Consider the following 22,262-nt stretch of genomic DNA (forward strand, 5'->3'; position numbering starts at 1 on the left):
AAGGGCGCCCACTTTTTGGATCATCCCCAGGGCGGCGGCCCGGCCGAGGGTTACAGCGTGTTCGGCCAGGTGTTTGAGGGGTTTGAGGTCCTGGACACCATCGCCAACACCGCCACCGGGGCCAACGACAAGCCGCAGGAGCCAATGGTCATTGAAGACATAGAGATCACACAGTTTTAACAGAAATCCCAAACTCAACCCCTTTGCCTCCCCTTCTCTTACCCCGTTGTTAGCCCAAATATTCCCCAAGAGAAGGGGAAGGAGGGGATGAGTTCAAAGCAGAACTAGAACCGCTTCACAATAAAGGAGAAACGCAAATGAAAACCGTAGTAAAATTGCTTGTTCTGGCTGTTATCTTCGGTACGACAGTTGCTTCGCTGACGGCCCAGGTCCCGGTCAAGCAGGACCTGATCAAGATGCTGGAGGCCGTGCCGGCTCCGCCGGCCAGCTCCAAGGACGCCTTTGCCAAGGTGGCCGTGGCCGACGCCGAAGGCAACATCACCTGCAGCGCCGCCAAGCTGTTCGCGGTCACCGACCAGCAGTTAAAGGATTTCGAGAACACTTATACCGAACAGGCCAAGGCCGCCATGGGGGCCAACCCCAACGGCGTGCCGGCCGGAATGCCGGGCGCCGGAATGACCGAAGCCGATGCCAAGCGGATCCAGTCCATGACCAAGGAGCAGAAGATAGCCATGGCCATGGCTATGGCCGGAACAATGAACCAGCCGGTCCAAATGGAACCCCCGGCAATAAAGGCCGCCCAGGAAGCCTGGATGGCGGTTTACGCCCAGACCCAGGAGGAATTTCAGCGCGGGGTGGCCATGCAGCAGGAGGAAGCAAAGCTGCAAAGGGAGTACGAGCAGGCTCATAGCGAGCTGGACTCCCTCCAGGCCATAGAGATCAGCAAGCTGCCGCAGCTGTCCACCGGTGAGATGAGCTATGCCGACCCCGTCCTGTTGAAGGCTGTGAAATTGAAATATGCCGACAAGCACATCGCCGTGGCCGACAAGCGGCTGGCCCAGATCGGGACCCGCTGGCAGACCGAGGTAACGAGAATAAAGACCCGCAACGTCGACTTTCTTAAGAAGCTGGCGGCCTGCGGCTACGCCGAAGGGGCCAAGAACTTCTCCACCAAGAAGATCCTGTCCGACGGACAGATGACCGTGATGACAGCCATGATGACCCAGGTGGAACTGTCCCGCCATGCCTGGGAGGAATCGGCCGGCTGGCAGGGGATGAAGAAGCGTATAGCAGAAGATAAATATTGATCAGAGGCCCCCGTTTTCCATTAAGCCCTGGACAGAACGAACATGATTAAGGTACACCGCCGGTATGGTGATCATATTTTAAGGAGGTAGCATGAAACAATATATTTTTCTGGCTCTCCTGCTCTCTCTGCTTTCCGGGACCGGAACCGGCTCCGAATGGTTTTTAGATTTCGAGGGCGGGGCGGCCTTCACCGGGTACAATGACGTTCAGATCCCCAGCGACAGCGGAACCAGGTTCTCCCTGGCAGATGAGATCGTCTCCTCGCCTGCTATTGCTCTGCGGTTCCGGGGAGGAGTGACCCTGGCGGAAAGGCATACGGTATTTGCCCTGGCGGCGCCACTCACCGTCCGGGGGACGGGGACCCTGGAGCGGGACATCAACTACCAGGGCCAGCTGTTTCACCAGGGCACAGCAGTGCATTCCTCCTACCGTTTCGATTCCTACCGGCTTACCTACCGCTACTCAATTGTTGACAAGCCCGCTTTCGGGCTGGGGGCCGGCCTGACCGCCAAGATCCGTAGCGCCGACATCGCCCTGATGAGCGACTCCGCCTTCGCCCGCCGCACCGACCTAGGGGTGGTCCCGCTGATCAACCTGATGGCCCGTTATAATATGACGGAAAAGGCCGGCCTGCTGCTGGAGAGCGACGCCTTGTGGTCGCCCTACGGCCGGGCCGAGGATGTGCTGCTGGCCTTCCAGTACAGCCCCAAGGAAAGCCACTCGCTCCGGATAGGCTACCGGATGCTGGAGGGCGGCGCCGACGGCGGGGGCAAAGTTTACACTTTCTCCCTGTTCCATTACCTGACGGCCGGAATAACCGTAAAATTCTGAAAGATATTCCCATGCCTAGTTTTCAAAGCCGCCTGTTCGTGTTCCTGCTTAAATACCGGCACCTGCTGAAATTCCAGAAGAAAAGGACCACCACGGTAGACGGGGACACCTCCCTGCAGTCCCTGCGGGCCGAGGTCGAGCGGGGCGCGGACTTCTTCGGCAAGCTGCCGGATGGTTTCAGCCTGGCCCCGGTCATGATCGGCAGACTGGCCGCCGAATGGATGAGGCCCAAGGATGCGCCCAGGAACAAGGCCATCCTATATTTTCACGGGGGCGGGCTGGTGGTGGGTTCCATCCGGGCCCACCGGGGCATAGTGGCCAAGTTCGTGAAAAAGTGCGGTGTGCAATCACTGTTGTTCGATTACGGCCTGGCCCCGGAGCATCCCTACCCCGCCGGGCTGAATGATTCGGTGGCCGCCTACAAGTATCTGCTGGAGCACGGCATCCAGCCTAAGGACATAGCGTTCATGGGCGATTCCGGCGGCGGCAATCTGGTCTTTGCAACCCAGCTGGCTCTTAAGGAACAGGGGCTTCCCCTGCCCGGCGCGTCCATAGCCCTCTCGCCCTGGACCGACCTCAGCAACTCCGGCGAATCCTGGACCTTCAACGCCCAAAAGGACACCCTTTGCTGGAAGGAATCACAGACCACCTTCAGCCGTTACTATGCCGGGGATAACGACCCCAGGGATCCCTTGATCTCGCCGCTGTTCGGGGACCTGCGCGGCCTGCCGCCGATGCTGATCTTTGCCGGAGGCGACGAAACGTTATTGAGCGATTCCACCCGCCTGGCCGAAAAGGCCAAAGCCGCCGGGGTTGATGTTACATTGATCGTGGGCAAAGGGCTGTTCCACTGCTACCCTGCCTGCGCCCCGATGTTCCCCGAGGCCAAAGAGGCGATGGATGAGATCTGCGGGTTTGTCAAAAAGCATCTGAAGGCGTAATATGGAACTCATAGGCAAGACCACCATCAATCCGGTCCTGTTCTATACCGGGAAAATATCCGGTTATTTGACCTGGATCATATTACTGTTGTCGGTGCTGGGTTTCCCGGCCATAGAAACATATTCGCCTTCGCTGTTAAAATACACTGCATATGTTTTATCCCTGGTTGGCCTTTCACTGATCGTCGTAAGCCTTATCAACCTTGGACGATCCACCCGGCTGGGCCTGCCGCAGGAGGACACTGTTTTAAAGACCGGCGGCCTGTACCGCTTCAGCCGCAACCCGATGTACCTGGGCTTTGACCTGCTGACCCTGGCTTCCATGGTATACAGCTTGAACCCGGGGATGATATCGCTGGGACTTTACAGTTTGGTGATTTACCACTTAATCATTCTGGGAGAGGAAAAGTATTTGGAGCAAAAGTTCGGAAAGGACTATATGGCTTATCGGCAAAAGGTCCGAAGATATTTATAGTTCATACAATACCAAAAATGATCATAACCAACAAAAGCCCCGCCATTGGCGGGGCTTTTGTGTTATAACTTCTTGAAATTACATCCTGTCTATTGGAACCATCCATTGGTCAGGCCGGTTTCAGTTCCACCGTGAAGTGCCTCATTATCGGCGCCTCGTGTACTATGGCGTAACCCTTCTTTATCTCGTTCCTCCGGTCATAGACATTCTTCAAACACTCGGCCACGTACAGCATATGGTTGTCGCTGTAGACCCGGCGCGGGATGGCCAGGCGCAGCAATTCCAGGGCCGGATAGCGGTTCTCCCTGGTCTGGGGATCCCGGTCGGCCAAAAGAGTTCCGATCTCCACGCCCCGCACCCCGCCTTCCTTGTAAAGCTCCACCCCCAGGGTCTGAGCTATGAACTGCTCCTTGGGAACGTGGGACAGGAATTTCTTGGCGTCAATGAACACGGCGTGGCCGCCCACCGGCTGCTGGATGGGAATGCCGTAGGACATCAGCTTTTCACCCAATAGCGTCACCTGGCGCACCCGGGACTCCAGGTAGTCGAACTCGGTGGCCTCGCGCAGGCCCACCGACAGCGCGCCCAGGTCCCGCCCGGCCATGCCGCCGTAGGTGATGTAGCCCTCGAACACGATGTTGAAGGTGCAGGATTTTTCGAACAGCTCCTTGTCCTTAAAGGCGATGAACCCGCCTATGTTGACGATCCCGTCCTTCTTGGCGCTCATGGTGCAGCCGTCTACCAGGTCGAACATCTCCCGCACTATCTGCTTGATGGTCTTGTCCGCATACCCCGGCTCGCGCATTTTGATGAAATAGGCGTTCTCGGCAAAACGGGCGGCATCGTAGAACAATCTGATCCCGTATTTTTTGCACATGGCGGACACGGCCTTGATGTTCTCCAGCGACACCGGCTGGCCGCCCGATGAGTTGCAGGTGACGGTGATCAGGCACAGCGGGATGTTTTCCCTGGGATATTTCTTGAAGACCGCCTCCAGCTTGTTCAGGTCCAGGTTGCCCTTGAAAGGATGCGGGGAGGTGGTGTCAAAGGCCTCGTCGATGGTGCAGTCCAGGGCCTCGGCCTTGCGGAACTCGATGTGCCCCTTGGTGGTGTCGAAGTGGCTGTTGCCCGGCACCACAAAACCCGGGGCCTCCATGCCCATCAAAGCGGAGAAAAGCACGTTCTCGGCCGCCCGGCCCTGGTGGGTGGGCAGGAAATAGGGCATCCCCAACAGTTCTTCGATGGTATGCTTGAGCTTGTAGTACGAGCTGGCCCCGGCGTAGGACTCGTCGCCCAGCATTATCTCGGCCCACTGGGCGCTGCTCATGGCCCCGGTGCCGGAGTCGGTCAGCAGGTCCACGAACACGTCATCGCTTTTCAGGTTGAACAGGTTGTACCCGGCGGAGGCTATCAGTTTCTCCCGCTCCTGGCGGGTGGTGCGGCGGATAGACTCCACCATCTTGGTCTTGTAAGGCTCGGCAAACGGCGGCTGCTGCAAGATGTCTCCTTTTTATATTATATCTGGGGACCTAACCCCTGCCCCTTCCCCGCGAGGGAAGGGGTTCTTGTCTTCCCCCTCCTCACGGGAGGGGGATCGAGGGGGCGGTCAATTTATGGATTCCGTCAACTCTGCGCCAGCCACTGTTTCCAAGTCTCCGGCACATAGCCCACCGTGGCCTTAGGTGATTGTCTGACAACGGGTGTTTTTAAGAGCAGCGGATTACTCTTGAGCTTGGCCTCGACATCGAAAGTAATGTATTTGAGATTTTGCTTTTGATATTCCTTGCCCTCCCTGTCCAGCATATTCTCCAACCCCACCGCCTTCTTGATGCTCTGAAACTCGCCCTCGCTCAAGCCCTTTTCAGCAAGATCAATGAATTGTATCGGCACCCGCCGTTCCTTGAAAAAACGCTGGGCAGCCTTGGTGTTCTGGCATTTGTTGGTTCCGAAGATCTGGATGATTGGCATAAATTATCCCTATCCCCTTACTCCCCTTCCCCCGGGGGAAGGGGACGGGGGTTGGGGTTATTTAACCACTTGCACCCCTCGAACAACTCCCTCCTGGTCTTGGGTCCGTGCTGGCCGGGGGTGATGATCAAAGTATCGGAAATACTGTTCTCCAGAAAAGCCTGGTGAATTTGTTTATTGTCGTTCAGGTTCCAGTCCCGCTCCCGGGAGACCAGATAGAAGCGTTTGTCCCTCAGCATCTCCCAGTTGGCATATTGCATGGCCCCGGCATGGGCGCAGATGGCCACCGCTCCTTTGAACTTTGAGGGATGCAAGAAAACCGCCATCATGGCCTGCACCGCCTGGCCGGAGAAGCCGTAGATGTACACTCGTGATTGGTCAATTTGGTATTTGGAAATTAGGCTTTGATAGGTAGCATATATATAGCGATCGTTGAGAGACGCATCCTGATGATTTTTTGTTCCGGCGCACGTTGCCAGGACCCAGCCCAGTTTATCGGCGATGGCCTTGTTGCTGTCTAGGTCGGCCTTGGTGGCGCCGGTGCAGGAGGTGATGATCAGGGCCGGGGCATTGGCTTTAAGGTTCTTAGGGGTATAGAAATGATCCTGCTGGGCGAAGGCAGATAAAGGTAAACAAAATACAGCTATAAGAAAATAGTTCTTCATCTTATAAATTGTTAACAATATTTTTGTCTTCATACATACTCTTTGACAAAGCAGGTTGATTCAATAGCCGTTGAACCAACCTGCATGTTTATCGCATAACTCCTATATTCAATCTTCTGAATTCCGTCTTCGGGCCCTAGGTCTTCTCCTCCTTGCGCTCCACTTCCTCTATGACGTAGCTCTCCACGATGTCGTCCTTCTTGATGTCGTTGAACCCGTCCAGGCCCAGGCCGCACTCGAAGCCGTTCTGCACCTCGCGCACGTCGTCCTTAAAGCGCTTGAGCGAGGCCAGTTTCCCGTTGAAGACCTCCACGTTGTCCCGCAGCAGGCGCACCTTGTTGTTCCGGGCAATGCTGCCGGAAAGCACGAAGCAGCCGGCGATGGTCCCCACCCCGGAGATCTTGTAGGTCTCGCGCACCTCCACCCGGCCCTGCACCGATTCTTTAAACACCGGCGCCAGCATCCCGGTCTGGGCCTTCTTGATGTCCTCCAGGGCGTCGTAGATGATGTTGTATATCCTGATGTCCACTCCCTCGCGCTCGGCCAGCTCCCGGGCCCGCTCCTCGGGCCGGACGTGGAAGCCGATGATGATGGCCCCCGAAGCCTCGGCCAGCAGCACGTCGGATTCAGTGATGGCGCCCACCCCCTTGTGGATGACCGCTATCTTCAGCTGGTCGGTGGACATCTTGAACACCGAGTCGGCGATGGCCTCCACAGAGCCGCCGGCGTCGCCCTTGACGATCAGCTTAAGTTCCTTGATCTCTCCGGCCAGCATCTGGTCGTACAATCCGTCCAGGGTCACCTTCTTGCCGGGCCGGAACTCCTGTTCCCGCTTCAGCTGCTGGCGCTTAAGGGCCAGTTCCTTGGCATCCGACTCGTTGTCCATCACCTGGAAGACATCGCCCACCATGGGCGCGCCGTTGAAACCCTGTATCACTGCGGCCGATGACGGCCCGGCCTTGGTCACCAGATTCCCCCGTTCGCCGTACATGGCCCTGATCTTTCCGTTGAAGTTGCCGGCCACAAAAGGCTGGCCCTTCTGCAAAGTCCCCTGCTGCACCAGCACCGTGGCCAGCAGGCCCTTGCCCTTGTCCAGCCGGGCCTCGATCACCACCCCCCGGGGCTGGTAGTCGGGATCGGCCTTCAGGTCCATCATCTCGGCCTGCAGCAGCACCATCTCCAGCAGTTTGTCGATGTTGGCGCCGGTCTTGGCCGAAACTTCCACATATATGGTCTTGCCGCCCCAGTCCTCGGGGGCCAGGTTCTGCTTGGATAATTCCTGCTTAATCCTCATAGGGTCGGCGTTCGGCAGGTCCATCTTGTTGATGGCCACGATCACCGGGACCTTGGCGGCCTGGGCGTGGTCGATGGCTTCCTGGGTCTGGGGCATCACCCCTTCCGAGGCCGCCACCACCAGGATCACTATGTCGGTCACCTGGGCGCCCCTGGCCCGCATGGCGGTAAAGGCCGCGTGGCCCGGAGTGTCCAGAAAGGTGATAGTGCCCTTGCCGGCCTTGACCTCGTAGGCCCCGATGTGCTGGGTGATGCCGCCGAATTCCCCTTCGGCCACGCTGCTCTTGCGGATCCGGTCCAAAAGGGAGGTCTTGCCGTGGTCCACGTGTCCCATCACCGTCACCACCGGGGGCCGGGGCGAAAGTTTCATGGGGGCGGTATTCTCCTGGGCCTGCGGAGTTTCGGGAGTGAACTCCTCCATCTCTTCCACCACGTACCCGAAGTCATCGGCGATGGTGGCCAGGGTGTCCAGGTCAAGCCGCTGGTTGATGGTGGCCATGATCCCCAGTCCCAGCGCCTTGGCCACCACCTCGGAAGGCTTGACCCCCATGGCATGGGACAGGTCGCTGATGGAGGAATACTCCGGCAGGCGCACCACCTGTTCCGGGGTCTCCTGGCCCTGGATGTCTTCCTTGTCCTTGGATTTATAGGAACGCCGGGCCTTGCCGCGCTGGATGGCCGCCATGGTCTGCTTGACCGTGGCCGCCACCACCGCCTGGTCCAGCACCGGGCGCTTTTCCTTCTTCTTGCGTCTGCGTCTCCGCCTTCTGCGCTGCTCCGAATCCTCCTCGGTCATGGGCGGGCGGGCGCCGGGGGCGTGGGGCGCGTTGGGACGCACCGCCCCCAGCCGCGGGGCTCCGGTGAACGGGCCGCCGGGGCGCGGGGTTCCGGTGTAGGGCGTTCCGGGCCGCAGGGCCGGGCGGGGCGATCCGGGACGCATCGGGCCGCCGGGGCGGGGAACTCCGGGTTTTATTCCCTTGGGCGCCTCGGGATAGGGCTCGGAAAATTCCTTGGGATAGTCCACCCGGGAAACGATCACCGGGGTGGGCGGGATATACACCTGGGCGTCGGCTTCGGCCTTGACCGAGGCTTCCTTCTTTTCCTGGATCTTCTTCTGCTGTTCCTGTTCCTTCTTGACGTCCTGCTTGCCCTGCTCCAGCCGCAGTTTGGCCGAGGCTATCATGTCATCGGTGATGACGCTCATCCTGGTCTTAACGTTGAAGTTAAGCTCCTTGAGGATCCCCAGCAGGGCGTCTCCCGACATCTTCAGGTCCTTGGCGGCCTCAAATACCTTGAGCACCCTGGCCGGCGCCTGCACCGAGCTGCTGGGATGAGCCTGTCGAGCTCCGTGTCGAGGTGTGGGCTCGGGCGCGCTTTTTTTGGCGGCCGGCTTGGCCGGGGCCTTGGGGGCAGCGGCTTTGGCGGCCACCGGCTTGGCTGCTTCGGGCTTGGACTCCGGCTTGACTGCCGCAGCCTTGGCGATGGCAGTAGTTTTGGCCGTAGTAGGCTTGTGCTCCGATGCTTTGGCGGAGGCGGGCTTGTCCGCCGGAGCTTTGGCCGTCTGTGGTTTATGCTCCGAAACTTGAGCGGAGGCGGGTTTGGCAGTGGTCTTTTTTGCGGCGGGTTTTTTGTCTTCAGCCATGATTTCTCCTATTTGCTTGTCCCTCTGGGGTCAAAATATTTCAGGTCCTGTGTTTTTGTGGGCGGGGCGGGAGGATTATTGGGCCTTCTCTTCTTCCTGCTCCGGCTCTTTTGCTTCCGGCTGGGAGGCCGGTCCTTCTGCGGGCTGGTCATCCGGGACGGAATCGGCTTCCTCATCATCTTCCTCCTGCTCCACGTCCGGCTCGGTCGGGGCCTCTTTTTTGGCCCCGGCCTTGGTTCCGGCCTGTTCCATCAATGACATCAGCTTCTGGTCCTTGGCTTCCTTGGCCGTGGCCAGTATCTTCTCCGCTGTCTTCTCGCCGATGCCCGGCAGGTTGGTCAGGCCTTCCTGGCCGGCGGCGATGATCTTTTCGGCGTCATCCAATCCGGCCTCCAGCAGCTTGGCTTTTATCTTGTCGGCCAGGTCCAGGTCGTTGACCGGAATGACCGCCTGGCTGACGGCATCCATCCGCTCCTGGTATTCGCTCTCGGTCACCACGTTGATGTTCCAACCGGTCAGCCGCACCGCCAGCCTCACGTTCTGCCCCTTCTTGCCGATGGCCAGCGAATACTGGTCGTCGGGGGATATCACCGTGATCCGCTTGTGCTCTTCGTCGGAGAAGGCGTCCAGGCTTTTGGCCGGGGCCAGGGCCCGGGAAGCGAACATGGCCGGGTCGGAGGACCAGGGCACTATGTCTATCTTTTCCCCGGCCAGCTCCCGCACCACCGCCTGGACCCGCACCCCCTTTAAGCCCACGCAGGCTCCCACCGCATCCACCTTGTTCTCCTTGGAGTAGACCGCCACCTTGGCCCGGTCGCCCGGATCACGGGCCACCGCCTTGATCTCCACCAGGCCGTCCCGGACCTCGGGCACTTCCTGCTGGAAAAGTTTTTTGACGAACTCGGGAGTGGTCCGCGACAGGACGATCTGGGGCCCCTTGATGGTCTTGTTGACCTCCTTCAGGCAGGCCCGGATGGAGCGTCCCTGTTGGTAGCGCTCGGCGTGGATCTGTTCCTTGAAAGGCAGCACCGCTTCGGAATGCCCCAGACTGATCAGCAGGTCCCCCCGGTTGATCTGCTGGACCGTGCCCGAGACTATCTCCCCGATCCGGCTGGCGAAATCGCTGTAGACCTGCTCCCGCTCGGCTTCCCGGATCCGCTGGAACAGCACCTGCTTGGTGGACTGGATGGCCAGCCGCCCGAAATCCTCAAAGGGCAGGATCACCTCCACCGTGTCGCCCACCTGGGGGTCGTCCAGGTAGTCCTTGGCTTCGGCCACGGTGATCTCCAGCCCCGGCCGGGTGATCTCCTCCACCACTTCCCGGGTGGCAAAGATCCCGATGTCGCCGGCCTCGTCCTCGATCTCCACCACGATGTTGTCGGAGGTGCCGAACCTCTTTTTGCAGGCCTGCAGCAGGCCTTCCTTAAGCTTCTCGATCACGAATTCCTTGTCCAGGTTCTTCTGGCGGGCTATTTCGTTCAAAGCTTCAATGATATCTATGTTGGACACTGTCTTTCTCCAAAATGTATTTTTTGTTTTTCAAATAATTTTACAAGGTTCATCACACAGAGACACAAAGAACACTAAGAGTAGGTCTGCATTTGCTTTGTGTCCTTGGCGGCTTTGTGTGAAAAGGTCTGCAGGCATTTAGGGTTTTGGACTTTTCTCCAGCTCCAGCCGGGCCTTCTTGATCTGGGAAAGGGGGATCCATATCGGCTCCCGGCCCTCCATTCCTACTTTGACCGTGCCCTCGCGGTATTCCAGCAGCCGGCCCAGCAGTTCATAACTGCCGTCCACCGGCTGGACCAGTTTCATCTTGGCCAGGCGCCCCAGGGACCTCTGGTAATCGGTTTCCTTCTTCAGCGGCCGGTCCAGGCCGGGGGATGAGACCTCCAGCATATAGGCCGAGTCGATCAGGTCTTCCTTGTCCAGTTCCTCGGAAAGTTTCCGGGAGACCTTGGCGCAGTCGCCCATGCTGACCCCGGCCTGCGGCCTTTGGATGAAGACCTGTAAGCTTCCGGAGACGGACGAATACTCCACGTCGTAAAGCTCCAGTCCCATCTCATTTAAAAAAGATCCGGCCAGGTCGCTTATTTTATTTATTATTTCGGCTTCGCTGGGCATTTGTGAAACGTTGTCTGCTTATAATCAACCGTTGTATTAAATGGTTTTGCCAGGAAACCAGAAATAAATTTCCTGTCCTTCATGGCTTCCTTATAGTTTAGGGGCCTCTTTGTGCTTACCGGTTTAAAGACAAAAGAGAGCGGGTTTTGTACCCGCTCTCCTCTTAATCATCAAGTCCTCAATATTATATGGCAAAACCGCAGAAATTGCAAGAGATATTTTTAAGGATCCGGTAAATTCATTTCACAGGATGGCGTTGAACAAATAGCCCACCAGGATGATCCCGATGGTAAGTATCCCGAAGAATATCACCAGCAGGGGAATTTTCAGTACTTTTCTTAAGATGACCATCTCCGGAAAAGAGGCCCCGATCACCGCCATCATAAAGGCCAGGGCCGTCCCCAAGGCCAGCCCCTTGTCCAACAGGGCCTTAACAACAGGAACCATCCCGGCGGCGTTGGAGTACAGCGGGATGCCTATCAGCACCGCCAGCGGCACCGCAAAGAAATTGCCCTTGCCGGCGTATCTGGCCAGAAAGTCCTGGGGCACGAAGCCGTGGATCACCCCGCCCACCGCTATACCGACCAAAACGTAGGGCCACACTTTTTTAAGAATGTCCAGCATGTAGTCCCTGGAATATATTACCCGGTATTTAAAGGTCCAGGACTCCTCCGGAATCACACCCACCTTGGCCTGGTAAACGAATCCCTCCACCCATTTCTCAAGTTTCAGCTTCCCTATCACATAACCGGCGGTAACGGCGATCACCAGTCCGCTGCCGATGTAAAGCAGGGCTATCTTGTACCCGAACATGCCCCACAGCATCACCAGGGCTATCTCATTGATCATGGGCGAGGATATCAGGAAGGAGAAGGTGACCCCCAGCGGCACGCCCGCCTCCACCAGGCCTATGAACAGCGGCACCGCCGAGCAGGAACAGAACGGGGTGATGATGCCGAACAGGGCCGCCAGGATGTTTCCGATGAAGGTCCGCTTGTGACTAAGTATCTTCCGGGTCTTCTCCGGTGGCAGCCAGGTGCGGATCATGGTGATCAAAAAGATTATCACCGCCAGCAGGAACAGCACCTTGACGCTGTCGTAGATGAAAAAGTGCAGGGCCTTGGTGAAGTGGGCTTCCGGGGCCATCCCCAGCCAGTTATAGACCAGCCGGTCGACAAAATTCTGCCACATGTATCTTGTGCCTTCTTATTAAGCAGTTAGTATCATATAAACCCCGCCCAGGATCACCAGTATTCCACAGACGATCTTGACGATGGCCGTGCCCTTGGATCTCTCGCTCCAGTTCAGATAACGCTGGATGACCTCGGTAAAGGTCCCGGCCAGCACCAGCACCGAACAGTGCCCCAGTCCATATGCCAGCAGGAGCCCGGCCCCGTAAATCGGGTTGGTGGAAGCGGTGCGGAAGGCCACCGCCAGCATCGGGGCCATGTAGGCAAAGGTGCAGGGTCCCAGGGCTATCCCGAAGATCAGGCCCAGGATCAGGGCGGCCAGCAAACCCTTTCTTTTGTACCCCGAGGCGTTGGCCCCGGCCCAGGGCATGGGGATCAGCCCGATCAGGTGCAGTCCCACCAGGAAGAAGATGATGGCCACAAAATAATTGCCCCACCTTCCTATGTCGCCCAGCATCCGCCCCAGGGCCGCGGTCACCGCGCCGATGACGGCAATGGTGATCAGGATTCCGGCCCCGAAAAGCAGGGAGATCAGAAAAGCCCGTTTGGTGGAGATCCGGCCCTGCTCATCCACAAAACCCACGATCAGCGGAATGCTGGCCAGATGGCAGGGGCTTAGGATGATGCTGAGTATGCCCCACAGGAGGGAGGCGACAAGGGCGATGGCCGGTGCACCCTCCACTGCGTGGGACAGCTTAATGAAAACGGTTTCTATCATTTCTTGAACTCGTAACCCAGTTCCTTCCACTTGGCCAAAATATCCTCCCGGGAATAAAAGCCCTCGTGGCGAAACAGCTCCTTTCCCTCGGGACTGTAGAATATCTGGGTGGGGATCACCCGGATCTTGTACTTGCTGCCTTCGTCGGCATTCTGCCAGACGTCTATGAACACCACCTCCAATTTTCCCGCGTAATCTTTTTTCAGCTCTTCCAGGATCGGAGCCATCATCTTGCAGGGAATGCATTTCCCGGCCCCCAGGTCCACCAGCTTGGGAGGCTTGATCGGCTTGGTTTTCAGGCTGTCGGTCTTGGCAACCGTTTTCTTTTTAACCGCGGTCTTCGTTTTGCTTTTTGTTGCGGCCTTGGCGGTTATGGTGTCTTTGCTCACCGTAACAGACTTGGTGTCCTGCGCCGCCAAGGGAAGGGCAAGAAAGAAGAGCATTGCTGTTGATAAAATAATTTTATTGTTTATTTTCATTTTTCCCCTTAAATTTATGGTTCTTTGCGTTCTTCGCGTCACTTCGATTAAACTCAGTGCTTCGCTTTGCGGTTCAGGAGATCAGTTTCTTTATCTGCTCCGGCGAAAGCAGATGCCCGGTGGACTTGACCACGCCGTCAATGGCCAGGGCCGGGGTCATCATCACCCCGAAGGCCATGATATCCTTCAGTTCCGAGACCTTGACGATCTCCGCTTCTATGCCCAGTTCTTTGACCGCCTTCTCGGCGTTGGCGGTCAGGGTCTTGCATTTGGGGCAGCCGGTGCCCAGGATCTGGATCTTCATATTTGCAGTCCTTGTGTTTATTTGTGGCCGCAGCTGTTCTTTGTTTCCGTTATGTGGCAGTTCACCCCGTTGCACTCTGTGCATTCGAACTGGATGGTGGTGTGCAGTATTCCGAATTTATGCTCCAGCAATTCCTGGATCTCTGCCAGCAGGGCATCGCTCTGGCTGGTCATCTGGTCCTCTATCTGCACATGGGCGCTTAAGGCGTGGATCCCCGAGGACAGGCTCCAGACGTGCAGATGGTGCAGGGCTTTGACGCCTTTGATCCCGCTTAGGGCCTTTTCGATCTCCGCGCTCTCGATCCCCGCCGGAGCGGCCTCCAGCAGGATGTCCACCGATTCCTTCACCAGCCCGTAGGCCCCCTTCAGTATCATGATCCCTATCAGGACGCTCAATACCGGGTCTATCAACAGCCAGCCGGTGAAGCGGATGATAAGCCCGCCTATGATCACCGCCACCGAGGACAGCAGGTCGCCCACCACGTGCAGAAAGGCGCCCCGCACGTTGAGATTATCCTTGCTGGAGGCCCGCAGGACAAAGAACCCGGCAATATTGACGGCCAGCCCGGCCAGGGCCACAATGATCATCAGTCCGCTCTTGATCTCTGATGGCGAACTGAACCTCTGCCAGGCTTCGTAGAAGATATACCCCGAGAGGACTATCAGGGTCACCCCGTTCAGCAGGGCCGCCAGGATCTCCAGCCGGTAGAAGCCGTAGGTCTTTTTGGCGTTGGCCGGAGTGGTGGCAAAGCGGATGGCCAGCAATGACAGGCCCAGCGCCAGCACGTCGGTCAGCATGTGGCCGGCGTCGGAGACCAGGGCTAATGAACCCGACAGCCAGCCGCCCAGGAACTCCACCAGAATCAGAAGCGCGGTCAGGACCAGGGTCCACTTCAGCCCTTTCAGGCTGTCAGCCCGGTGATCGTGTTTGTGCTCGTGTGACATATATTATTGACCTCTCCCTTCTTCCCTCTCCTGGGAGGAGAGGGAGAGTCTTACGTTGCGAGGTTAACAGCAGGAAGACCCCGAGCCGCAACTGCAGGAGCACTCTGTCTTTCCTTCTTTCTTTTCCGGGAAGGAAATTGCCCCGGTGGGGCAGGCTGGCAGGCATTTTTCCCCGGTGCCGCAGCATTCGTCTGCGTTCTTGACCGCGGCCTTGCCCTTGATCAGCTCATAGACCTTTTTGCAGCAGGCCTGAATGCAGGCCCCGCAGCCGTTGCAGAGTGATTTGTTGACGATCGGATGATTCTTATTCATTGTTTTTGCCTTTAAAGATTTTTAGTGCTTTTTAGTGGGCAGTCTACTTCCCCGGCGGCCGCAGCCTGCAGGTGCAGGAGCCGGAGAGTTTTTTGCTGTCGTCAACCTTGATCGGCATACCGTCGTGTTCCCAGTCCAGTATCCCGCCGTTGAGGTTGGCGGCATTGGTGAAACCATGTTCCATCAGATACCTTACCGCCTCCTTGCTGCGCAGCCCCACCGAATCGGCTATGATCAGGGGGCGGTCTTTCGGCAGCTCGGCCAGGCGGGTTTCCAGTTCCGGGGCGGGGATGTAGAGCACCTCCGGCAGGTCGAACTTCTTGTAATCTGTCTCGACCGGAGCCCGCAGATCCACCAAAAGCCCGCCATTTTTGGCGGTCTCCAGGGCCTCGCTTCCGGAAAGATGCGTCATGCCTGCTATTAACAGGCCTTTGTTGCCGAAACATGCATTGATATTATGTTTGTCCGTTGCCATATTACTCAATCCCTTACATATATTTCGTGCTCTTTAGTGTGTTTCGTGGGTAAAATACCTGCGTCTGAGCCACAGAGCTATGTTCACCAGCATCAGGAGAGCGGGCACCTCCACCAGCGGCCCGATGACGGCGGTAAAGGCCTGCCCCGAGCTGATGCCGAACACCCCCACCGCCACCGCTATGGCCAGTTCAAAGTTATTGCCCGAGGCATGGAAGGCGATGGTCACCGTCTTGGGATAATCTCCGCAAAGCTTTTTCCCCATATAGAACGAGGCAAAGAACATGATCACAAAATAGATCAGCAGCGGAACGGCTATCCGCACCACGTCCATGGGCAGCTGGACGATGGTCTGGCCCTTAAGCGAGAACATGACCACGATGGTCAGCAGCAGCGCCGCCAGGGTGACGGGGCTGATCCGGGGAATGAATTTGGTCTGGTACCACTCCTTCCCCTTCTTCTTGAGAAGGATGAACCTGGTCAGCATCCCGCCGAAGAACGGGATCCCCAGGTAGATCAGGACGCTTTGGGCGATCTGCCAGATGCCGACATGCACTTCAATGCCCTTCAGCCCGAACAGCGGGGGCAGCACGGTAATGAAGAGGTAGGCGAAGACCGAATAAAACAACATCTGGAAAATGGCGTTAAAAGCCACCAGGCCGGCGGAATACTCATTGTCCCCTCCGGCCAGCTCGCACCACACGATGACCATGGCTATGCAGCGGGCCAGCCCGATCATGATCAGCCCCACCATGTAAGCTGGGTAGTCGCGCAGGAAAAGAATGGCCAGAAAGAACATCAGGATGGGACCGATGATCCAGTTCTGCACCAGCGAGAGCGCCAGCACCCGCCAGTTGCGGAAGAACTTGGGCAGTTCCTCGTACTTGACCTTGGCCAAGGGCGGAAACATCATCAGTATCAGCCCGATGGCGATGGGGATGTTGGTGGTGCCGACGCTGAACTTGGTGTTGAAGGAATGCACCGCGGCCGGGGAAAGCCAGCCCAGCAGCACCCCCAGGCCCATGGCCAAAAAGATCCACAGCGTCAGGTAACGGTCCAGGAATGACAGACGTTTGGAAAGATGCTCAGACATGTCACTGATCCTTGCGTTTGGTTTCTGGTTTATGGATATTGGGTTTGCAGGGCGCCAGCGGCTTGGCCCCCCGGGCTGCCCGTTGGTCCTGTTTGACCGCCTTGTCATCGGATAGGCCGTTCAGGCAGGCGCAGATGTTCTTTGAGGCATCCGGGCAGCAAAGCCGGTAGTGGACCCATTTCCCCTTCCGGTTGTCCACTATCAGCCCCGCTTCTTTGAGGATGGAAAGGTGCCTCGAGATCCGGGACTGGCCCATGCCCAGCACCGCTATCAGCTGGCAGACGCACAGCTCTCCGCCCTCCAGCAGCTTGACGATCCGCAGCCGGGTGGGATCTCCCAGGGCCTTGAATGTTTTTACGGCTTGTTTCATGTTTCTTCTCTGTCCTTTTGTTCACCGGCCCGCCCGTCATTGCGAGGCACGTCCCGAGCGGTCCGCCAGGCATGGCAGGCGAAGGGATCTGCCCCTCGCTTGGCAGACGAAGCAATCCAAGCGGGACGTGGTCTGTTTACATATCAGGATATCTTGATATGATAATACAAATTCCCGGGAATGTCAAGCCTCCTTCAAATTATTTCAATTTATTGTTGCAGCCGCTTTGTTTTAATGCTATATTTGAGCTGTTAACCTATGGAGGGACCATGAAACTTTCCCGCTGGTATCTTTTCCTGGCCGCACTGCTGGCCGCCATCTCGTTCTCCTTTTATCTGGCCCAGGTGCTGATATTCCAAAAACCGCACGACACCTTCTTTTACATGCTTCAGGACCTGGCCTTCGTGCCCATCCAGGTGCTGCTGGTGACCCTGATCCTGAACGACCTGATGGTCCGGCGGGAGAAAAAGGCTTTGCTGAACAAGATGAACATGGTGATCGGGGCCTTTTTCAGCGAGATGGGCAACGAGCTGATAACCGGCCTGGCCAAATATGACCCGGGGTTCAGCGACCTGTCGTCCCTGGCCCGGCCCGGCGCCGCCTGGAAGGCTGAAGATTTTATCAAGGCCCGCCGGCAGTTGCAGGAAAAAGAATTCCAGATGGATGCCCGCCGGGCCGACCTGGGAGCCCTGAGGGACTTTCTTTCGGGGAAGCGCGGCTTTGTGCTGGGCCTGCTGGAGAACCAGAATCTGCTGGAACACGCCACCTTCACCGACCTGCTGTGGGCAGTCACCCACCTGACCGAGGAACTGCAGTTCCGGACCTCGCTGAAGGATCTGCCCCCGGCCGACTTTCAGCATCTCTCCGGCGACATCAAGCGGGTGTACGGCCTGCTGCTGGGCGAGTGGCTGGGCTACGCCCGGCATTTGAAGGAGTCTTATCCTTACATGTACTCGCTGGTGGTGCGGCATAACCCGTTTGACCCGGATGCCTCGGTTACGTTAAAATAGGACGCTGATATACGCGGATTTTCGCTGATTATTAACCATCAAGTAAATGATTATCTGCGTTGATCTGCGTCCAATAAAAAACAATAAGCTATGAGCATCACGCTTCTCTCCTGGAACGTCAACGGCCTGCGGGCCGTCTTCAAAAAAGGCTTCGCCCCATGGGTGGAGAAAACCAGCCCCGACATCCTCTGCCTGCAGGAGACCAAGGCCAGGCCCGAGCAGGTGGTGAAGGAACTGGAAACCATCAAAGGGTATGATGTCCACTTTTCCTCGGCCCAACGGCCCGGCTACAGCGGGGTGGCGCTGTTCTCCAGGGAAAAGCCTCTTTCGGTGAAGCAAACCTTCGGAGTATCACGGTTCGACGACGAGGGCCGGATCCTTCAGGCCGACTACGGCAAAATCATTTTGTTCAACATCTACTTTCCCAACGGCAAGGCCTCGCCCGAGCGGCTGCAGTACAAGATGGATTTCTATGAAGCCTTTCTGCTGGAGATGAAAAAACTCCTGAAGAAGGACAAAAAGATCGTCATCTGCGGCGACGTCAACACCGCCCACCAGGAGATAGACCTGGCCCGGCCCAAAGAGAACTCCAAGACCTCCGGCTTCCTGCCCCAGGAGCGGGAGTGGGTGGACCGGTTCCTGGAGCTTGGTTTTCTGGACACCCTGCGGCTGTTCGACCAATCCCCCGGCCGCTACACCTGGTGGGATGTGATCAGCCGGGCCCGGGACCGCAACGTGGGCTGGCGGATAGATTATTTCTATGCCAGTCAGAATCTGAAGAAAGTTATCAGGAACGCCTATATCCTGCCCGAAGTGATGGGCTCGGACCACTGCCCCATCGGGCTGGAACTGGATGTTTGACCTATGAAAACTTACCAGCATCGCTTGCTTTGGTTTGCCACGCCGGAAAAAGGATTTTATCCGTACCAAGTCCTGCATGAAAAAGCGGAGATCCTTTGGTTTTTGGGCCGGCTGCCCGGCGCCCGGAAATGCTATGAGGAAAACCTGAAAGCGGCCCAAGCCTCGGGCCTTTCCTCATTGGCGGCCCACAGCATGCTGAAACTGTCCCGGGTCGTATACAGCCTGGGAGATGTGGATGCGGCCCTAAGCCTGGCCGAACAGGGCGGAGAAATATTCAAGCGGATCGGAGACCGCCTTAACCTGACCGGGGCCGGGATAATAATGGGGATCATCTGCAGCAGCCGGGGCAATTATCCGGCGGCCTTCGAGCACTTTAACCAAAGCCTGGAGAATGCCCGGGAACAGGGGGATATTCGCAACCAGGGCAACATTTACAACGCCTTGGGGAATCTCTCTTTTTACCGGGCCGATCTGGACCAAGCCCTTGAATATTATTTGAAGATGAGGGATATCTCTGAGGGCCTGGGGGACCAAATTGGCATGGGCAGGGTTTTGGGCAATATCTCCGCCGTTTACAAGCAACGGGGCCAACTGGACCTGGCGCTGGAACATTCCCGGCGGGCGCTGGAGATCGGCCGGGAGCTGGGGGATTCCACCTTTATCACCCAGGCGGTGGGCAACCTGGGCTCAGTTTACACCGACATGAAAAAATATGACGACGCCCTGGCCTGTTTCCAGCTTCAGCTTGATGGAGCCATGAAAATGGGCTATGTCCGGGACCAGGCCATCGCTCATTCCAGCATCGCCCGGATCCACTTTGATCTGGGGCAATATTCCGAAGCCCGGGAATTCTTCGATCGATCCCTTCCGTTATTCCGCCGGCTGGAAAGCAGGTACGACCTTTGTGAAATTTTACTGGACCAGGCGGAGGTTTGCAATGAACTTGACGATCCGGAACGGTCAAAAGATTCCGCCGCCGAGGCATTGGACATCGCCCGGGAGATAAACAAACAGGACACCATCGAAAAAGCGCAGGCCTTTTTGAATAAGCTGGGAGAAAAGGCCGTTAACTGATCCCATAGAAACATTAAGAGGGCAATTTTATGGAAGATCAATCCAAATCCAGGGAACAGCTGATCAGCGAGCTGCACGCCCTGCGCATCCGGATGGCCGAGGCCGAGGTGCTGGAGCTGGAGCTGAAGCGCACCCATGAGAAACTGGCCGCCCTGGAGCAGATGGTGAACAGCCTGCCGATGGGGGTGACCATCTCGGACCTGGAGGGCCGGATACTCTATTCCAACCCGGCCGAGGCCCGGATGCACGGCTACACGGTGGAGGAGCTGGCGGGACAGGAGGTCAAGATCTTTGCCCCCCAGGGCCGCTGGAGCCCGCTGGACCCCGAACAGGCCAAGAAGATCAAACGGCTGACCCGCGAGGCCATCAACCTCCGCAAGGACGGCACCACGTTTGAGGCCCTGCTGACCTCGGACGTGGTCAAGAACAAGCGGGGTGAGGCTTTGGCCATCATCACCACCAGCGAGGAGCTGACCGCCAGAAAACAGGCCCAGGCCTTCATGACCGCGCTGTACAAGATATCTGACAAAGCCGCCGCCGCTTCCGACCTGAAGACCCTCTGCTCCGACCTGCATAATATCGTGGGGGGACTGATCTACGCCCGCAATTTTTATCTGGCCCTGTACGACCAGGAGGCCGACAACCTCACCTTCCCCTATTTCGTAGATGAGTTCTCGGCAGCCCCCGGCCCCCAGAAACTGAAGAAGGGCCTGATCAAACAGGTGCTGGAGACCGGACAGGCCCTGTTCGCCACCCAGGAGACCTACTCTCAGATGCTGCAACAGGGCGGGTACGAGGAGATGGACACCCCGTTCGTCAACTGGCTGGGGGTGCCGCTGAAGAAGGACGGCCGGATCTTCGGGGTGATGGTGATCAACAGCTACACCGAGGAGATCTCCTTTGGCCAGACCGAGAAGGACCTGATGGCGTTCGCCGCCCAGCAGATGGTGAATGCCATGGAAAAGATCGTCCGGGCATAAAAAATATGTTTCAGATTGGCCCTTGACTTTACCGGTAAAAAGCCTTAATATTTACCTGATATTCACCCCAATATTAATTCTTTTTTGGAGGCTGTTCATGAAGCTCAAAGTCATGGTTCTTTTACTGGCTGTGATGTCTCTGGGGCTTCCGCTTTGGGCGGCGGTTCCCGCCAGCAGCACCGGCACCCGGATTCAGGCCCCGGAACAGCCGGCTCAGCCGGCGGAAACAAAAGCTCCGGCCGGACCCAAAGTCATAACCTGGGCCACCATAGACTCAATCAATCCCGGCGCTTCGCGCATGGCGGCGGCGACCTCTTTGGGCAAGGTCTACCGCCTGGGCGGCGAGGCTTCTGGTCCATTGTATTCCGGCTGGCTCCAGTGCTATGATCCGGCCACCGGCCTTTGGACCGACAGGGCCTCCATGGCGGTGGGAATGTCCAATATGTGCGCCACGGAATACCAGGACCAGCTGTTCGTCCCCGGCGGATATGACGGGGCAACCCCCCGCAGGATATTGCAGGGTTACAACCAGTGGGCCAACTCCTGGTATATCACCGGATACGACAGCATGCCCGAAGCCCGGTACGGCTCTTCCTGCGCCGTGGTGGAGGATACGCTTTACGTCTTCGGAGGATGGAACGGGGTCACTTATTCCCGTTCCTGCTATGCCTATAATTTCGAAAATAACACCTGGACCATGAAGGACAGCATGCTGACCGGCCGCCAATTTTCCGCCGCCGTGACGGTAAATGGGAAAATATATGTGATGGGCGGCAACGGGATCTCCCTGGATTTGAACACGGTGGAAATGTACGACCCGGCCACCGGTGCCTGGACCCCCAAGACCCCGATGCTGACCGGCCGGGGCGGCCTGGGAGCGGCCAACATTGGCGGCAGGATCTACGTTTTCGGCGGGGGCTGGGGAACCTACCTGAACACCGTGGAATATTACATCCCCGAGGCCGACACCGCCGGGGGAACCCCCTGGGCGGTGGATACCAGTTTTACCTTCGGCCGGCGCACGGTCGGAGTGGCGGCCGTGGGCAATGATGCCTATGTGCTGGGCGGCTGGAGCGGAGCCTACCGGGCCGCCGCCGAGAAGGGCGCCACCGATGCCCCGGTGGTAAACGATGCCGCGGTCACCCAGATCGAGGTCCCCCAGTATCTGGGGAACTACGGCGTGGTGGTTCCGGTCTACGTCAACGTCCAAAACAACGGTCCGCACCATCAGTACAACGTGCCGGT

25 protein-coding genes are annotated in these 22,262 nt (G+C 57.6%); 10 read left to right on the plus strand and 15 right to left on the minus strand.

What is annotated here, in order from left to right; all coding sequences use genetic code 11:
• The 5 genes from Q7U71_10080 to Q7U71_10100 form a co-directional block, all read left to right on the plus strand.
• On the plus strand, positions 1-180 hold a 180-nt coding region (locus Q7U71_10080; protein MDO9392104.1), incomplete at its 5' end, for a peptidylprolyl isomerase.
• Between the two features lie 137 nt (positions 181-317).
• A complete protein-coding gene (locus Q7U71_10085; protein MDO9392105.1) occupies positions 318-1,268 on the plus strand; it encodes a hypothetical protein in 951 nt (316 codons plus the stop codon).
• 91 nt (positions 1,269-1,359) lie between these two features.
• Positions 1,360-2,100 carry a hypothetical protein gene (locus Q7U71_10090; GenBank protein ID MDO9392106.1) on the plus strand — a complete coding sequence of 247 codons (741 nt, stop codon included), beginning with the start codon at positions 1,360-1,362 and terminating at the stop codon, positions 2,098-2,100.
• 11 nt (positions 2,101-2,111) lie between these two features.
• A complete protein-coding gene (locus Q7U71_10095; GenBank protein MDO9392107.1) occupies positions 2,112-3,041 on the plus strand; it encodes an alpha/beta hydrolase in 930 nt (309 codons plus the stop codon).
• A gap of 1 nt (position 3,042) precedes the next feature.
• Positions 3,043-3,516 carry an isoprenylcysteine carboxylmethyltransferase family protein gene (locus Q7U71_10100; GenBank protein ID MDO9392108.1) on the plus strand — a complete coding sequence of 158 codons (474 nt, stop codon included), beginning with the start codon at positions 3,043-3,045 and terminating at the stop codon, positions 3,514-3,516.
• 109 nt (positions 3,517-3,625) lie between these two features.
• Here the strand turns inward: Q7U71_10100 and Q7U71_10105 are convergent, their stop codons facing one another.
• The 15 genes from Q7U71_10105 to Q7U71_10175 all read right to left on the minus strand — a co-directional run bounded on the left by Q7U71_10105 (position 3,626) and on the right by Q7U71_10175 (position 17,092).
• The gene (locus Q7U71_10105) at positions 3,626-5,014 is read right to left on the minus strand and encodes a tryptophanase (protein ID MDO9392109.1); all 1,389 of its coding nucleotides are present in this window, start codon (positions 5,012-5,014) and stop codon (positions 3,626-3,628) included.
• A gap of 125 nt (positions 5,015-5,139) precedes the next feature.
• Complete coding sequence (locus Q7U71_10110; GenBank protein MDO9392110.1) at positions 5,140-5,484, minus strand: ArsC/Spx/MgsR family protein; 345 nt, start codon at positions 5,482-5,484, stop codon at positions 5,140-5,142.
• Between the two features lie 17 nt (positions 5,485-5,501).
• Entirely contained in the window at positions 5,502-6,149 is a 648-nt protein-coding gene (locus Q7U71_10115) for a prolyl oligopeptidase family serine peptidase (GenBank protein ID MDO9392111.1), read from the minus strand.
• 136 nt (positions 6,150-6,285) lie between these two features.
• A complete protein-coding gene (gene infB, locus Q7U71_10120) occupies positions 6,286-9,084 on the minus strand; it encodes a translation initiation factor IF-2 (protein ID MDO9392112.1) in 2,799 nt (932 codons plus the stop codon).
• A gap of 75 nt (positions 9,085-9,159) precedes the next feature.
• Positions 9,160-10,593: a transcription termination factor NusA gene (gene nusA, locus Q7U71_10125; protein MDO9392113.1), complete on the minus strand. Its 1,434-nt coding sequence runs from the start codon at positions 10,591-10,593 to the stop codon at positions 9,160-9,162.
• A 138-nt stretch (positions 10,594-10,731) separates the two neighbouring features.
• Positions 10,732-11,208 (minus strand): ribosome maturation factor RimP, encoded by a 477-nt coding sequence (gene rimP, locus Q7U71_10130; GenBank protein MDO9392114.1) that lies wholly within the window; start codon positions 11,206-11,208, stop codon positions 10,732-10,734.
• 243 nt (positions 11,209-11,451) lie between these two features.
• Positions 11,452-12,399, minus strand: a complete 948-nt coding sequence (locus Q7U71_10135) for a permease (GenBank protein MDO9392115.1) — start codon at positions 12,397-12,399, stop codon at positions 11,452-11,454.
• 18 nt (positions 12,400-12,417) lie between these two features.
• Positions 12,418-13,116: a cytochrome c biogenesis protein CcdA gene (locus Q7U71_10140; protein MDO9392116.1), complete on the minus strand. Its 699-nt coding sequence runs from the start codon at positions 13,114-13,116 to the stop codon at positions 12,418-12,420.
• Entirely contained in the window at positions 13,113-13,559 is a 447-nt protein-coding gene (locus tag Q7U71_10145; GenBank protein ID MDO9392117.1) for a thioredoxin family protein, read from the minus strand. The genes Q7U71_10140 and Q7U71_10145 overlap by 4 nt, the downstream gene beginning before the upstream one ends.
• Positions 13,560-13,668: 109 nt before the next feature.
• Complete coding sequence (locus Q7U71_10150) at positions 13,669-13,899, minus strand: thioredoxin family protein (protein ID MDO9392118.1); 231 nt, start codon at positions 13,897-13,899, stop codon at positions 13,669-13,671.
• Between the two features lie 17 nt (positions 13,900-13,916).
• Positions 13,917-14,843 carry a cation diffusion facilitator family transporter gene (locus Q7U71_10155; GenBank protein ID MDO9392119.1) on the minus strand — a complete coding sequence of 309 codons (927 nt, stop codon included), beginning with the start codon at positions 14,841-14,843 and terminating at the stop codon, positions 13,917-13,919.
• Between the two features lie 63 nt (positions 14,844-14,906).
• A complete protein-coding gene (locus tag Q7U71_10160) occupies positions 14,907-15,155 on the minus strand; it encodes a 4Fe-4S binding protein (protein MDO9392120.1) in 249 nt (82 codons plus the stop codon).
• Positions 15,156-15,198: 43 nt separating this feature from the next.
• Positions 15,199-15,567 (minus strand): rhodanese-like domain-containing protein, encoded by a 369-nt coding sequence (locus tag Q7U71_10165; GenBank protein MDO9392121.1) that lies wholly within the window; start codon positions 15,565-15,567, stop codon positions 15,199-15,201.
• A 96-nt stretch (positions 15,568-15,663) separates the two neighbouring features.
• Positions 15,664-16,722 (minus strand): ACR3 family arsenite efflux transporter, encoded by a 1,059-nt coding sequence (gene arsB, locus Q7U71_10170; GenBank protein MDO9392122.1) that lies wholly within the window; start codon positions 16,720-16,722, stop codon positions 15,664-15,666.
• A gap of 1 nt (position 16,723) precedes the next feature.
• On the minus strand, positions 16,724-17,092 hold the full coding sequence (locus Q7U71_10175) for a metalloregulator ArsR/SmtB family transcription factor (protein MDO9392123.1): 369 nt from the start codon (positions 17,090-17,092) through the stop codon (positions 16,724-16,726).
• A gap of 269 nt (positions 17,093-17,361) precedes the next feature.
• Here Q7U71_10175 and Q7U71_10180 point away from each other — a divergent pair, with 269 nt between their 5' ends.
• From Q7U71_10180 to Q7U71_10200, 5 genes are all read left to right on the plus strand, one after another.
• The gene (locus Q7U71_10180; protein ID MDO9392124.1) at positions 17,362-18,102 is read left to right on the plus strand and encodes a hypothetical protein; all 741 of its coding nucleotides are present in this window, start codon (positions 17,362-17,364) and stop codon (positions 18,100-18,102) included.
• Between the two features lie 90 nt (positions 18,103-18,192).
• Entirely contained in the window at positions 18,193-18,963 is a 771-nt protein-coding gene (locus tag Q7U71_10185; protein ID MDO9392125.1) for an exodeoxyribonuclease III, read from the plus strand.
• A gap of 3 nt (positions 18,964-18,966) precedes the next feature.
• On the plus strand, positions 18,967-20,037 hold the full coding sequence (locus Q7U71_10190; protein MDO9392126.1) for a tetratricopeptide repeat protein: 1,071 nt from the start codon (positions 18,967-18,969) through the stop codon (positions 20,035-20,037).
• A 29-nt stretch (positions 20,038-20,066) separates the two neighbouring features.
• Positions 20,067-21,017: a PAS domain S-box protein gene (locus Q7U71_10195; protein ID MDO9392127.1), complete on the plus strand. Its 951-nt coding sequence runs from the start codon at positions 20,067-20,069 to the stop codon at positions 21,015-21,017.
• Positions 21,018-21,114: 97 nt separating this feature from the next.
• The coding region (locus Q7U71_10200) for a kelch repeat-containing protein (GenBank protein MDO9392128.1) at positions 21,115-22,262 on the plus strand (1,148 nt) is incomplete at its 3' end.

Source organism: bacterium (assembly GCA_030655055.1).
Taxonomy (GTDB): domain Bacteria; phylum Edwardsbacteria; class AC1; order AC1; family EtOH8; genus UBA5202.